Raw genomic sequence first — 11,901 nt, forward strand, 5'->3', positions numbered from 1 at the left:
GATGCCGAACTCGCTGAGTTTGCCGTCTAGTATAGAGTCTTCAGGCCAGATGCGCTTCCAGTCTAACGAATTCGCCGCCGCCGTCCCGGTAACAAGTAAAACGGGTCAATCCGGCGTGCGGTACCGAAATCGCGAAGCCGCGCTCCACCGGCAAACCCAGCAAAACGCTGAACAAGCAGCGAATCACGCCGGCATGGCAAACCGCCAACACCCGCTGACCGGCGTGGTCGTCGATCACGCGCCGCCATCCCGCGCCGACCCGCGCCGCGAAATCGGCATAGGCTTCGCCGCCGGGTGGCGGGCAGGCGTGCGGGCGTTCGCAAAATGCCGCCCAGCGCGCGGGGTCGGACGCTTGAATTTCGGTGGCGGACCGTCCCTCCCATGCCCCGAAATCGATCTCCCGCCACTCCTGCAAAGTATGAAACGGCAAGGCTCGACGGGCGGCATAGACTTCGCCGAACCCCCGACACCGTAGTAACGGCGAACTGACCACGCTTTCCCAATCGCCGCTAGCGCAGCGCGCTTCCATGGCTTGCCAACCAAGCGCGGTCAATTCGTCGTCGCGACTACCCCGGTAGACCGCGCCGCCGCAAGCCTCGCCGTGCCGGAGTAAATCGACGGTGGTGATCTCGACGGTCAACGCTCGCTTCCTCGCAAAAATTCGAGATTCTACCCTAAGCGGTCAACCTTAACTTCGCCAGCCAGCTTGTCGTATACACATCATTAAGCGCTGTCGATTGTCGATTTTGTCGTAATCTCGACAAGCTCATCGGTATTTCCCACGGGAACTTCAAGGTAATCTCGCCAAAAATCGACCGGCATGGATGTTGCGTAAGCTCTGCGGGCTTCAACCGGCCGGCCGCAGCGCCGCCGGAAAAAACAATAACCGCGAATTCGAGCCGGGACGGCCGAATCCGCCGATCCGCGCGCGGATCGCGTATGGCAACGCCAGGAGTGTCCATGATCGAAACCTTTTACGATGTGATGCGCCGGCAGGGCATCACCCGCCGCAGCTTCTTGAAGTTTTGCAGCCTGACCGCCGCCTCGCTGGGTTTGAGTCCGGCGTTCGCGCCGAAAATCGCCCATGCGATGGAAACCAAACCGCGGATTCCGGTGTTGTGGCTGCACGGTCTGGAATGCACCTGTTGTTCGGAATCCTTCATCCGTTCCGGCCACCCGCTGGCGAAAGACGTGATCCTGTCCATGCTATCGCTGGACTATGACGACACCATCATGGCGGCCGCCGGTCATAACGCCGAAGCCATCATTGATGAAATCGTCGAAAAATACAAAGGCAATTACATCCTGGCCGTGGAAGGCAATCCGCCGCTGGCCGAGGACGGCATGTATTGCATCATCGGCGGCAAACCGTTTGTTGAGCAACTCAAATACGCCGCCGAGAGTTGCAAGGCCATTATTTCCTGGGGCTCCTGCGCTTCGTGGGGTTGCGTGCAGGCCGCCAAACCCAATCCGACCCGCGCCACGCCGGTGCATAAAGTACCGGGTCTGGCCAACAAACCGATTATCAAAGTGCCCGGCTGCCCGCCGATCGCCGAAGTGATGACCGCCGTGGTGGCCTACCTGCTGACCTTCGATAAGCTGCCCACCTTGGACAAACAAGGCCGGCCGCAAATGTTTTATAGCCAGCGCATCCACGACAAATGCTACCGCCGGCCGCATTTCGACGCCGGCCAGTTCGTCGAGCAATGGGACGACGAAGCCGCCCGCCAAGGCCATTGTCTATACAAAATGGGCTGCAAGGGGCCGACTACTTACAACGCCTGCTCGACCGTAAAATGGAACGAAGGTACCTCATTCCCGATCCAGTCCGGCCACGGCTGTATCGGCTGCTCGGAAGACGGTTTCTGGGATAAAGGCAGTTTCTACGACCGCCTGACCGGCATCAACCAGTTCGGCATCGAAGCCAATGCCGACGTGGTCGGCGGTACCGCCGCCGGCATCGTCACCGCCGGCGTCGCCGCTCATGCCGGTCTGACTGCCTTGAACCGCGCCAAACAAGCCGATAAACAACCCGGAGCCGAATAATCATGACCGTCACTGCTACCCCCAACGGTTTTCATCTGAACGACGCCGGCCGCCGCGTGGTGGTCGATCCAGTCACACGGATCGAAGGCCACATGCGTTGCGAAGTCAATATCGACGAGGAAAACATTATTCGCAACGCGGTGTCCAGCGGCACGATGTGGCGCGGCCTGGAAGTGATTTTAAAAGGCCGCGATCCGCGCGACGCCTGGGCCTTCGTGCAACGCATCTGCGGCGTCTGCACCGGCACCCACGCCTTGACCTCGGTGCGCGCGGTCGAGGACGCGTTGAAAATCAAGATTCCGGAAAACGCCAACTCAATCCGCAACATCATGCAACTGAGTTTGCAGGCGCACGACCACTTGGTGCATTTCTATCATTTGCACGCGCTGGATTGGGTCAACCCGGTCAACGCGCTGAAAGCCGATCCGGTCGCGACGTCCGCGTTGCAACAACAAATTTCGCCGAGCAATCCCAAGTCCTCGCCCGGCTATTTCCGTGACACCCAAAACCGTCTGAAAAAATTCGTCGAATCCGGCCAGCTCGGTCCGTTCAAAAACGGTTACTGGAGCAATCCGGCCTATTTGCTGCCGCCGGAAGCCGATTTGTTGGCGGTCACCCATTATCTGGAAGCGCTGGATTTTCAAAAAGACATCATGAAAATCCGCACGATATTCGGCGGCAAGGACCCGCATCCGAACTGGCTGGTCGGCGGCGTACCGTGCGCGATCAATATCGACGGCGTCGGCGCGGTCGGTGCGGTCAACATGGAACGTTTGAACCTGATTTCGTCGATCATCGACCGTACCATCACCTTCATCGACCAAATCTACATCCCGGATTTACTGGCGATCGCCCAGTTTTACAAAGGCTGGTTGTACGGTGGCGGCATTTCCGGCCAAAGCCTACTGTCCTACGGCGATATCCCGGATAAAGCCAACGACTATTCGGCGGCTAATCTGCTGATGCCGCGCGGCGCGATCATCAACGGCGATCTGAGCAAGGTCCACGAAGTCGATCTGACCGACCCGAAACAGATTCAGGAGTTCGTACCACACTCCTGGTACAAATACCCGGACGAAGCCGCCGGCCTGCACCCCTGGGACGGCATCACCGATCCCAATTACAAGCTCGGCTCGAATACCAAGGGCGATCGCACCCATATTAAAGAATTGGACGAATCGGCCAAATACTCGTGGATCAAAGCGCCGCGCTGGCGCGGCCACGCGATGGAAGTCGGCCCGCTGGCCCGCTACGTGATCGGCTACGCCCAGGGCAATAAGGAAATCACCGAACAAATCAATTTCGTATTGAAAACGCTGGACGTGCCGGTCAGCGCGTTGTTCTCGACGCTGGGCCGCACCGCCGCGCGCGGCCTGGAAGCCCAGTGGGCGGCCGGCAAGATGCGTTACTTCATGGACAAACTGATCGCCAACGTCAAGGCTGGCGATTTGGCGACCGCCAACGTCGAGCGCTGGGATCCGGACACCTGGCCAAGCAGCGTCAAGGGCGTGGGTTTCACCGAAGCCCCGCGCGGCGCGCTGGGCCATTGGCTGAAAATCGAAGACACCAAGATCGCCAACTACCAATGCGTGGTGCCGACCACCTGGAACGGTTCGCCGCGCGACGAGCACGGCAATATCGGCGCCTTCGAGGCTTCGTTGATGAACACCAAGGTCGAGCGCCCGGAAGAGCCGGTCGAGATCTTGCGGACGCTGCACAGCTTCGATCCTTGCTTGGCTTGTTCGACTCATGTGATGAGTCCGGATGGACAGGAACTAACCCAAGTGAAGGTGCGTTGATTAAACAATGTAGGGCGGATCAGCGCAGCGTCATCCGCCGTCATCAAATGCCGCAGTTCAGGAGAACACAATGAACAAATTTTTGGCCTCCGCCGCCTTATTATTGACTTTCAGCCAGGCCGAAGCTCACAGCCATCCCGGCATCGACAACCTGAGCCACAGCCTCGAACACTTAATTCTGTCCTATCAACACTGGCTGCCCTATTTGGCGGCCGCTGGCTCGTTGAGCTTGGTCGCGATCGCGGCCGTCAAACGCTGGACCAACAGCCGTCGGAGCTCGAAATGAGCACGCCGACGGCTCCGGTTTACGTTTACGAATTGCCGGTTCGCCTGTGGCATTCAGTGAATGCCTTGGCCATCGTGGTGTTGGCGATTAGCGGATATCTCATCGCCTCGCCGCTGGCATCGCCATCCGGCGAAGCGTCCGAGCATTTTCTGATGGGCTATATCCGTTTCGCGCATTTCGCCGCCGGCTACGTGCTGGCGATAGGCATTGCCGGCCGGGCTTACTGGGCCTATGCCGGCAACGAGCATGCTCGGCAAATCTTTCTGCCGCCGCTGCTGAAAGCGCATTTTTGGGACGGCGTGTGGTGTGAAATCCGTTGGTATTGCTTTCTGGAAAAGCAGCCGCGCCATTATGTTGGTCACAATCCGCTGGCTATCCTGGCGATGCATTTTGCCTTCGTTTGGGGCGCCTTGTTCATGATCGTCACCGGATTCGCGTTGTACGGCGAAGGCGAAGGTCAAGGCAGTTGGCAATACGCGCTGTTCAGCAGTTGGCTGCTGCCCTTGTTCGGCGACAGTCAGACCGTGCATACCTGGCATCATTTGGTGATGTGGCTCATCGTTTGTTTCGTGGTCATTCACGTATACGTGGCGGTACGCGAGGAAAAATTGTCCGGCCAAAGCATGCTTTCGACGATAGTCACCGGCTGGCGCGTTTTCAAGGACGACAAACCCATCGACGACGCCCATTGAGCATGACCTCTACGCCGCGAATTCTGTTGCTGGGCATCGGCAACCTACTGTGGGCCGACGAAGGTTTCGGCGTTCGCGTCGTCGAACATCTGCAGAAATACTATCGATTCTCCGAGCAGGTCACGGTGCTGGACGGCGGCACTCAGGGCGTGTATTTGGTGGACCACGTGCAAAACGCCGACGTGCTGGTGGTGTTCGACGCGGTCGACTACGGCCTGCCGCCTGCGACCTTGAAAATTGTCGAGGACGCGGACGTCCCCAACTTTCTCGGCGCCAAGAAAATGAGCCTACACCAGACCGGCTTTCAAGAAGTATTAGCCATGGCCCAGATGTTGGGCGACTATCCGGAACGTCTGCTGCTGATCGGCGTGCAGCCGGAAGAGCTGGAAGACTACGGCGGCAGTTTGCGGCCGAGTGTGAAGGCGCGAATCCAGCCGGTGATCGACATTGCCCTTGCCTACCTGGCCGAGTTCGGCGTGGTCGCCGATCGCGTCGACGCGCCCAGGGATTTGGCCGACCCCATCCTCGACATCCAGCGCTACGAACAAGAGCGCCCGGCACCCGAACAAGCCTGCCGACTCGGCGACGAACGCGTCGTGTTGTCGAATGCCTTCGAAGTGCGGCCGCCGCAAGCGTCCGAGCAACCGAGTTTACAAGTCGATGTCGACTATCGGGGGAAATACGGATGTGTATAGGCATTCCGATGCAGATCGTCGAATCGCGCGGCGAGACGGCGATCTGCGCTTATCGCGGTCAGCATAGTCAAATCGATATGATGCTGGTCGGCGAACAAGCGGCCGGCACTTGGCTGCTGGTGTTTCTGGACACCGCCCGCGAAGTGCTCAGTGCCGAGCGCGCCGCGCAAATCAACGACGCGCTGGAAGCGATGCGGCTGGCGATGGCCGGCCAAACCGATTTCGACCATTTATTCGCCGACCTGGTCGACCGCGAACCCGAACTGCCGGAGTTTTTACGAACATGAGTACGCCCTTGCTGGAACAGCTGCAAACCCGCCACGGCCTGCCGCTGTTGGATGCGGAGAGTTACGACTTATTCGTACACGGTCATGACACGGTTGTGTTGTTCTTTGCCAACGATCCGCTGATGTTTCCGGAAAGTCATGACGTGGCAGTGATTTTGCCGGAACTGTTAAAAGCCTTTGCCGATCGTTTGCACGGCGCGCTGATCGACAAATCCATCGAGCGCGAATTGCAAGCCAGATTTCGGTTTACCAGTTGGCCTTCCCTGGTATTTTTGCGCGGTGGCGAATATTTGGGCGTCATTACCGGGATTAAGGATTGGGCGGAATACGGGCAGGAATTTTCCAGGATTTTGACGAGTGAAGCGGGGCAACCGCCGCAGTTTGATTTTGGGACGGTTTGCGGTGTCGGACACGCTTAGTTCTCGATAGCGCCGGGGTTGGAAATCGCATCCTTTGTTTGAACAGGATATCCGGAATTTAAAGTGAAATCCCAGCCGGGATCAAGGCGACCAACTTGAGGATTGGCAAGCCATCGTGATACGCCTGATGCGTCGTTGCAAACCGGAATGCGCTCGGTGAAGATTGTCCGAATCAAAATAAGGCACGGACCTCGCGGACGAGATCGTTAGCTTGCCGGTAAACCGGCTCCTATCCGACTCTCGTGCCTGTTACCGATCACTAGTTCCGGCCACTTTCCTAACCACCATCCCTTTACCGCCGGTGAAGCCGTCAGGGCCTCCGGAACCGCCGCGATACTGTCCCAAATCAGTTCCACGAGTTGAATACGTTCCTGGATCGGTAGTTCGAGAATATCGGAAATGGAAATGTTGTTTATACGAACTTAGTCCCTAATAGGTTGTTGAAAAAAGAAACTCAGTGGAAAAAGTCTTCCAAAATTCTCCAATTTGTCGCTAAGGAACCTCTGATTAATTCAGTTTTTCAAAACATTTAAAAACATAAGCCGTTGATTTAATTAGTTATATAATTCTAGGTTGCGAATTAATCAGAGGTTCCCTAAATGCTATTTGGCTGCAACTAAAAATCAATGACTTACAAAACTTTATTTTGCGGAAAATGAGTTTTTGGGTACAAAAGTGGAGTAGATTTTTAAATTTCAATAGCCTGTTAATATGAGATTGTCGATCTCTAGTACGCCCGTTATTGTCAGGCAATACTATATCTAAATTTTATTCAATTATCACATTTAGTTGTTATTAACAACCCAGATATAATTTCAACTGTTTTATTTATGGCCTCATCGGGATCCTCTTCCAAACACAATTCGGACAAAAACCTGACCCCTTCCAAATAATTACTAGCCGTTGAATTTAAATTCAAACGAACTATCGGTATTAAGTTAGAGCATCTCCTAAGGGACTCTAAGTATTCACGCTCAATCAGTTTACCATCCATTAATACTACAGCCGCACTAAACGGAAAAACACCATACTTCAACACTGCTATCTGTGGTTGAATATTTTTCTGTATAAAACGATCCTGGAGCTGCATAGCTAAACTAACGTGGTTTTGATCGGACAATTGATAACTCGCGATCAAAACATGATGCCCTGAAAATCTTTTCCTATTTATCGATTCTGGCGTTAAAGATTCACTTGGAAATAAAACCAATCCAAACTTTTTACCTAACGGAGTCATTTCATTAAGCTGATTATTAACGAATCCCAACGAAATCAATCTTTCAATGGTAATCCGACGAAACGGATCATTTGTCGTGAGAATCTGCTTCACTTGATGAGCTGTACCAGTTACGCAACCTGAATGAGGCATCATGACATATTCGCTATTAATATAAATCTCTCTTAAAAAACTTAATTCCGCAAAAGTCAACTCCTTACATGACTTGATAAAATACCTTCTGATTTCCGGACTGAAGTCACCTTCGATTAACCCCTTCATTAACTCCGAATATATTAATACCTTCTCATTCTCTATATCTTGCATACAAGACGACAAGACGGCATAGTAGTCATCCATATCAAACTTCTTTTCCAAAAAAACTTTTAACTCTTCATCACTTGCTCGACCACTGATTAAGTGCTCACAAAAATCTTCCATCCGATCATTAGTCCGATCAGAAATATAATTTCGGGTATGCAATATTAGCGCTTTACTTGCGTCATAAAGCAAGCCACCGAACGGAATAACCGAACTCAGCCCTTCTTTCGCTAAAAGCTCAGCAATTGTTGTGGCGGTTTTTTTTGATCTATCAAGACTTTTATCGGGCATCAATATACTTTATTGTTATTTACGAAAAACTACATTCTTCGTGTCGAAAACGATGAAAGCTCATTCTCCGCCACCCTTCCTAACCATCATCCCCTTACTCGGGTTATAGCCCAAGATCGCTGCACCGATAAACAACAAAAACGCGGCGGTGGTAAAGACCAGCGCTAATTGGTTGAACTGCTCATACAGCGCGAAGCGGATCAGTTCGACGGCTTGCGAGAACGGGTTGTACTCGGCCAGGGTCGCCAGTAACGGACTGGATTCCTTGATCTTCCACAACGGATACAACGCGGTGGACATGAAGAACAGCGGGAAAATCACGAAATTCATCACCCCGGCGAAGTTTTCCAGTTGCTTGATGAACGACGACAGCAGCAAGCCCAACGCGCCCAGCATCATGCCGCCCAACACCAGCGCCGGCAGTATCCACAAATAGCCCGGCAGCGGCGCCTGAATGTCGTACAGCCAGGCGATGCCGAGGAAGGCATAGCACTGCAACACGCCGACCGCGGTGCCGGCGATCAATTTGCTGCACAGCAAGAACCAGCGCGGCAGCGGGCAGACCATCAACATGCGCATACTGCCCATCTCGCGGTCGTAGACCATCGACAGCGAGCTTTGCATGCCGTTGAACAGCAAGATCATGCCCAGCAGGCCGGGGGTAATGTAGACCTCATACAAAATATAGGTTTCGTAAGGCGGACTGATCGCGATGCCCAACGCGGCGCGGAAGCCGGCGGCGAACACGAACAGCCACACCAAGGGTCGTACCAGCGCCGAGACGAAACGCTCGCGCTGATGCAGAAAACGCAGCAGTTCGCGGCCGACGATGCCGGCGGTGGCCCGCCAGTAATGCACTATTCTCATGCCGTCCCTCCTTTATCGGATTGGGTAAGCTTCTGAAACACCTGACCGGGATCGGCCCAGCCGGTGTTTTTCAATATCTCGGCAAGCCTGCCATTGGCCTTGATCTGGCCTTTGTGCAAGACCACCAAGCTGTCGTCGGCATCGATTTCGTCGATCAAGTGCGTCGCCCACAACACCGCCAGATTTTGCTGTTTGACCAAGTCGTGCACATGTTTGACGATGGCCTGCCGGCTGGGCACGTCCAGACCGACGGTCGGTTCGTCCAGCAACAGCAAGCTGGGTTTGTGCAACAAGGCTCGGGCGATCTCGACCCGGCGCTTGTGGCCGCCGTTCAGTTGCCTAACCTTTTCGCCGCGCCGTTCATACATAGCCAAACGCTCCAGCTCTTCCTGGATCCGTTTGTCGGCCTGCTTTTTACCGATGCCGTGCAGCGCGGCGTGGTAGCGCAGGTTTTGGGTCACCGATAAATCCGGGTCCAGCGTGGTCTGTTGAAACACCACGCCCAGTTTGGCCAAGGCTTGCAGGCTTTGCTGCTTGACGTCGAAACCGCACAGCGCGATACGTCCCTCCCTGGCGTCGTAAAGCCGAGTGATCAACGCGAACAGCGTGCTTTTACCGGCGCCGTTGGGTCCGAGCAAAATCGTGCATTCGCCCGGCTCAACCTGAAACGCCACATTATCCAGCGCCTTCTTGGCGCCGTAGGCAAAGCTCAGGCCGTCGATTTGCAGCGCGGCGCTCATGGCTTGACCGCCACACCCCAGGGATAACGGCCGACCGCGATCGACTTAGTCACCTTATGGTTTTCCAAATCGATGATCGAGATGTCGTTGCTGACGCCGTTGGTGGTGTACAAGCGCTTTTGATCCGGCGAGAAGGCCAGATTCCAAACCCGCTGACCGACCAGCAGATATTTCTCCACTTTGTAATTTTGAGCATCGATGACCGCGACCCGGTTGGCCGGCCCCATCGCCACATAGCCGTAGCGGCGCTGCTTGTCGATGGCGATGCCGACCGGTTGCACCAAATCGCTACTCAAGCCCGGCACCTCCAATTTAATGTTCTGGGCAATCTGCTTGGTCGCGGTATCGATGATGGTCAGCGTGCCGGCCATTTCCGAGGTCGCCCACAGTTGCTGGCTGTCGTCGGTGAACGTTACCGCGCGCGGCCTGGCATCCACCAAGGTGTTGTCCTGGATTTGCCGGTTGGCGGTATCGATCCAGTGCAGCATGTTGGTGGTTTCCGAGGCGCTGATCGTCCATTGGTTGTTCGGACTGACCGCGATACCCTCCGGCTCGACGCCGACCTTGATCTTGGCTACCGCCTTCTTGCTGGCGATGTCGATGACGGTGACTTCGGCGTCGTCCTCGTTGGACACATACATCAGCTTATCGTCCGGACTCAGCGCGAAGGTTTCCGGGTCTTCGCCGGACGGCAATTTGCCGATTTCCTTCAAGGTAGTGCTGTCCAGCATCCGGATCGTGTTGTCGTCGCTGGTAGCGACGAACAAGGTCTTGGCGTCGTGGCTGATCGCGATGCCCCGCGGCCGTTGGCCGACCTTGACGGTTTTCAACAATTTGCCTTCGGCCGGATCGACGACGGCGATGGCATTGTCCTTTTCCAGCGTGACGAACACGGTTTCCGCCTGGACGTTGGCGACGAACAGCACGGCAAATGCCGCGCCGGCGAATTTAATCGATGGCATCGGTAATTCCTTGAAATGAGCTTGAAGAATCGGGCTCAGTGGCGGTATTGGGCATCGGGCGCGCAACGTCGAACCAACGCCGGCCAGCCACCTCGCGGCTGGGAAGTTTAACCCGAAGCCGTCGGGATTACATCCCGAGAACAACAAAGCGCCTTGGCATGTAAGCGAGTCAACGGTGGACAACTTGATGACGCGACCCACGGCTGTTCCGGCTTAGCGATTTCGGTTGACCGGGCGGCGGGCACAAAAAACCGGCGAGCCGACGACGCTAGCAAGTACAATATTCGCAAGCCGCCGCTCGCCGCCGCTTTATCCTAACCGACCGGCGCCTGCCGGCATCAGCCACTGTCCCGACGCTCCCGTGAAACGCTTCCTGCTCCAACTTCTGTATATCTGGAAACAAAAACTGAAAATCTATTTCCTGGCCGGCTGGATCGGCGCGGGCATGGGCATCTTTTTGTTGGCGCCCAGTTACGATTACATCAGTTCGCGCGAGCGCAACGCCGATCCGCTGTCGTCGATCGAATTCGTGCTGGGCCAATTCGGCGAAGTAATGACCGGCCAGATCAATCAAAACAATCTGATTCTGTTCTACGCCGAAATCGGCGCGATCCTGGGTCTGTTATCGTTGGGCTTTTATCAAATGCTGCATAGACGGCTGGTGGACCTGGACGCGCTGAAAGCCGAGTTGGAGAAAGACTTGCCGACCATCATCCGCCAGGGCGAAGGGCCGTTGCTGGAGTTTAAGTCGTCGCTGCGCTGGGACTTGCAGGAACAGCGGGTCAATAAAGCGTTGGAAGGCGTGATTCTGAAAACCCTGGCGGGTTTCTTCAACAGCGCGGTCGGCGGTACCTTGCTGATCGGCGTGGCCGACAATGGCGAGATTCTCGGTTTGGCCGAGGACTTCCAGACCTTGAAAAAGCCGGATCAAGACGGATTTGAGCAAACCCTGATGACGGCGGTCTCGACCAACCTGGGCGCAGACCTGTGTCCGTTGATCCATGTGCTGTTTCATAAACTGGCCGACCGCGACGTGTGCCGGGTCATCGTCTCGCCGGCCAGCCGCCCGGTGTTTTTAACCCAAGCCGGTACGCCGAAATTGTTCGTCCGCACCGGCGGCGCCACCCGCGACCTTAACATACAGGAAGCCTTGGAATACGTTGCCGGACGCTGGAAAAGTCAGCGCTGACACTGTGTCGAATCGCGGCTAAAGCCGCTCCCACAAAGCTAGGACCGTCGCGTGCGCCATTTCCGCGCCGGCCGAGTTACACTATCCGACC

General features: G+C 55.4%; 14 protein-coding genes. 8 read left to right on the forward strand and 6 right to left on the reverse strand.

Annotated features, from left to right (window positions below):
• Positions 1-40: 40 nt before the first annotated feature.
• Positions 41-640 (reverse strand): histidine phosphatase family protein, encoded by a 600-nt coding sequence (locus A1355_RS10705; RefSeq protein ID WP_197471783.1) that lies wholly within the window; start codon positions 638-640, stop codon positions 41-43.
• Between the two features lie 320 nt (positions 641-960).
• Between A1355_RS10705 and A1355_RS10710 the strand changes: the two genes are divergently transcribed.
• The 7 genes from A1355_RS10710 (at position 961) to A1355_RS10740 (ending at position 6,224) form a co-directional block, all read left to right on the forward strand.
• A complete protein-coding gene (locus A1355_RS10710) occupies positions 961-2,046 on the forward strand; it encodes a hydrogenase small subunit (RefSeq protein WP_269454754.1) in 1,086 nt (361 codons plus the stop codon).
• A 2-nt stretch (positions 2,047-2,048) separates the two neighbouring features.
• Positions 2,049-3,845, forward strand: coding sequence for a nickel-dependent hydrogenase large subunit (locus A1355_RS10715; protein ID WP_064027838.1), 1,797 nt, complete (start codon positions 2,049-2,051; stop codon positions 3,843-3,845).
• A gap of 70 nt (positions 3,846-3,915) precedes the next feature.
• Entirely contained in the window at positions 3,916-4,131 is a 216-nt protein-coding gene (locus tag A1355_RS10720; protein ID WP_064027840.1) for a hypothetical protein, read from the forward strand.
• Positions 4,128-4,823 (forward strand): Ni/Fe-hydrogenase, b-type cytochrome subunit, encoded by a 696-nt coding sequence (gene cybH, locus A1355_RS10725; protein ID WP_064027842.1) that lies wholly within the window; start codon positions 4,128-4,130, stop codon positions 4,821-4,823. Before A1355_RS10720 ends, cybH begins: the two co-directional genes overlap by 4 nt.
• A 2-nt stretch (positions 4,824-4,825) precedes the next feature.
• A complete protein-coding gene (locus A1355_RS10730; RefSeq protein ID WP_064027844.1) occupies positions 4,826-5,518 on the forward strand; it encodes a HyaD/HybD family hydrogenase maturation endopeptidase in 693 nt (230 codons plus the stop codon).
• Positions 5,509-5,805 (forward strand): HypC/HybG/HupF family hydrogenase formation chaperone, encoded by a 297-nt coding sequence (locus A1355_RS10735; RefSeq protein WP_064027846.1) that lies wholly within the window; start codon positions 5,509-5,511, stop codon positions 5,803-5,805. The genes A1355_RS10730 and A1355_RS10735 overlap by 10 nt, the downstream gene beginning before the upstream one ends.
• Positions 5,802-6,224, forward strand: a complete 423-nt coding sequence (locus tag A1355_RS10740; RefSeq protein WP_064027848.1) for a hydrogenase — start codon at positions 5,802-5,804, stop codon at positions 6,222-6,224. Before A1355_RS10735 ends, A1355_RS10740 begins: the two co-directional genes overlap by 4 nt.
• 206 nt (positions 6,225-6,430) lie before the next feature.
• On the opposite strand, the gene A1355_RS26605 is transcribed toward A1355_RS10740, so the two are convergent.
• The 5 genes from A1355_RS26605 to A1355_RS10760 all read right to left on the reverse strand — a co-directional run bounded on the left by A1355_RS26605 (position 6,431) and on the right by A1355_RS10760 (position 10,621).
• Positions 6,431-6,640: an addiction module protein gene (locus A1355_RS26605; RefSeq protein WP_082885487.1), complete on the reverse strand. Its 210-nt coding sequence runs from the start codon at positions 6,638-6,640 to the stop codon at positions 6,431-6,433.
• Positions 6,641-6,996: 356 nt separating this feature from the next.
• A complete protein-coding gene (locus A1355_RS10745; protein ID WP_064027850.1) occupies positions 6,997-8,052 on the reverse strand; it encodes a hypothetical protein in 1,056 nt (351 codons plus the stop codon).
• Between the two features lie 60 nt (positions 8,053-8,112).
• Positions 8,113-8,919 (reverse strand): ABC transporter permease, encoded by an 807-nt coding sequence (locus A1355_RS10750; protein ID WP_064027852.1) that lies wholly within the window; start codon positions 8,917-8,919, stop codon positions 8,113-8,115.
• Positions 8,916-9,659, reverse strand: a complete 744-nt coding sequence (locus A1355_RS10755) for an ABC transporter ATP-binding protein (protein WP_064027854.1) — start codon at positions 9,657-9,659, stop codon at positions 8,916-8,918. The genes A1355_RS10750 and A1355_RS10755 overlap by 4 nt, the downstream gene beginning before the upstream one ends.
• Positions 9,656-10,621, reverse strand: coding sequence for a PQQ-dependent catabolism-associated beta-propeller protein (locus A1355_RS10760; protein WP_064027856.1), 966 nt, complete (start codon positions 10,619-10,621; stop codon positions 9,656-9,658). The genes A1355_RS10755 and A1355_RS10760 overlap by 4 nt, the downstream gene beginning before the upstream one ends.
• Before the next feature lie 361 nt (positions 10,622-10,982).
• On the opposite strand from A1355_RS10760, the gene A1355_RS10765 reads away from it, so the two are divergent.
• Positions 10,983-11,810, forward strand: a complete 828-nt coding sequence (locus A1355_RS10765; RefSeq protein WP_064027913.1) for a helix-turn-helix domain-containing protein — start codon at positions 10,983-10,985, stop codon at positions 11,808-11,810.
• Positions 11,811-11,901 lie beyond the last annotated feature (91 nt).

The organism is Methylomonas koyamae (assembly GCF_001644025.1).
GTDB lineage: Bacteria > Pseudomonadota > Gammaproteobacteria > Methylococcales > Methylomonadaceae > Methylomonas > Methylomonas koyamae_A.

Bases quoted from the DNA above. Each gene is read 5' to 3' on its own strand.
- A1355_RS10710 (WP_269454754.1), top strand. From the start codon at position 961: ATGATCGAAACCTTTTACGATGTGATGCGCCGGCAGGGCATCACCCGC.
- A1355_RS10715 (WP_064027838.1), top strand. From the start codon at position 2,049: ATGACCGTCACTGCTACCCCCAACGGTTTTCATCTGAACGACGCCGGC.
- A1355_RS10720 (WP_064027840.1), top strand. From the start codon at position 3,916: ATGAACAAATTTTTGGCCTCCGCCGCCTTATTATTGACTTTCAGCCAG.
- cybH (WP_064027842.1), top strand. From the start codon at position 4,128: ATGAGCACGCCGACGGCTCCGGTTTACGTTTACGAATTGCCGGTTCGC.
- A1355_RS10730 (WP_064027844.1), top strand. From the start codon at position 4,826: ATGACCTCTACGCCGCGAATTCTGTTGCTGGGCATCGGCAACCTACTG.
- A1355_RS10735 (WP_064027846.1), top strand. From the start codon at position 5,509: ATGTGTATAGGCATTCCGATGCAGATCGTCGAATCGCGCGGCGAGACG.
- A1355_RS10740 (WP_064027848.1), top strand. From the start codon at position 5,802: ATGAGTACGCCCTTGCTGGAACAGCTGCAAACCCGCCACGGCCTGCCG.
- A1355_RS10745 (WP_064027850.1), bottom strand. From the start codon at position 8,052: ATGCCCGATAAAAGTCTTGATAGATCAAAAAAAACCGCCACAACAATT.
- A1355_RS10750 (WP_064027852.1), bottom strand. From the start codon at position 8,919: ATGAGAATAGTGCATTACTGGCGGGCCACCGCCGGCATCGTCGGCCGC.
- A1355_RS10755 (WP_064027854.1), bottom strand. From the start codon at position 9,659: ATGAGCGCCGCGCTGCAAATCGACGGCCTGAGCTTTGCCTACGGCGCC.
- A1355_RS10760 (WP_064027856.1), bottom strand. From the start codon at position 10,621: ATGCCATCGATTAAATTCGCCGGCGCGGCATTTGCCGTGCTGTTCGTC.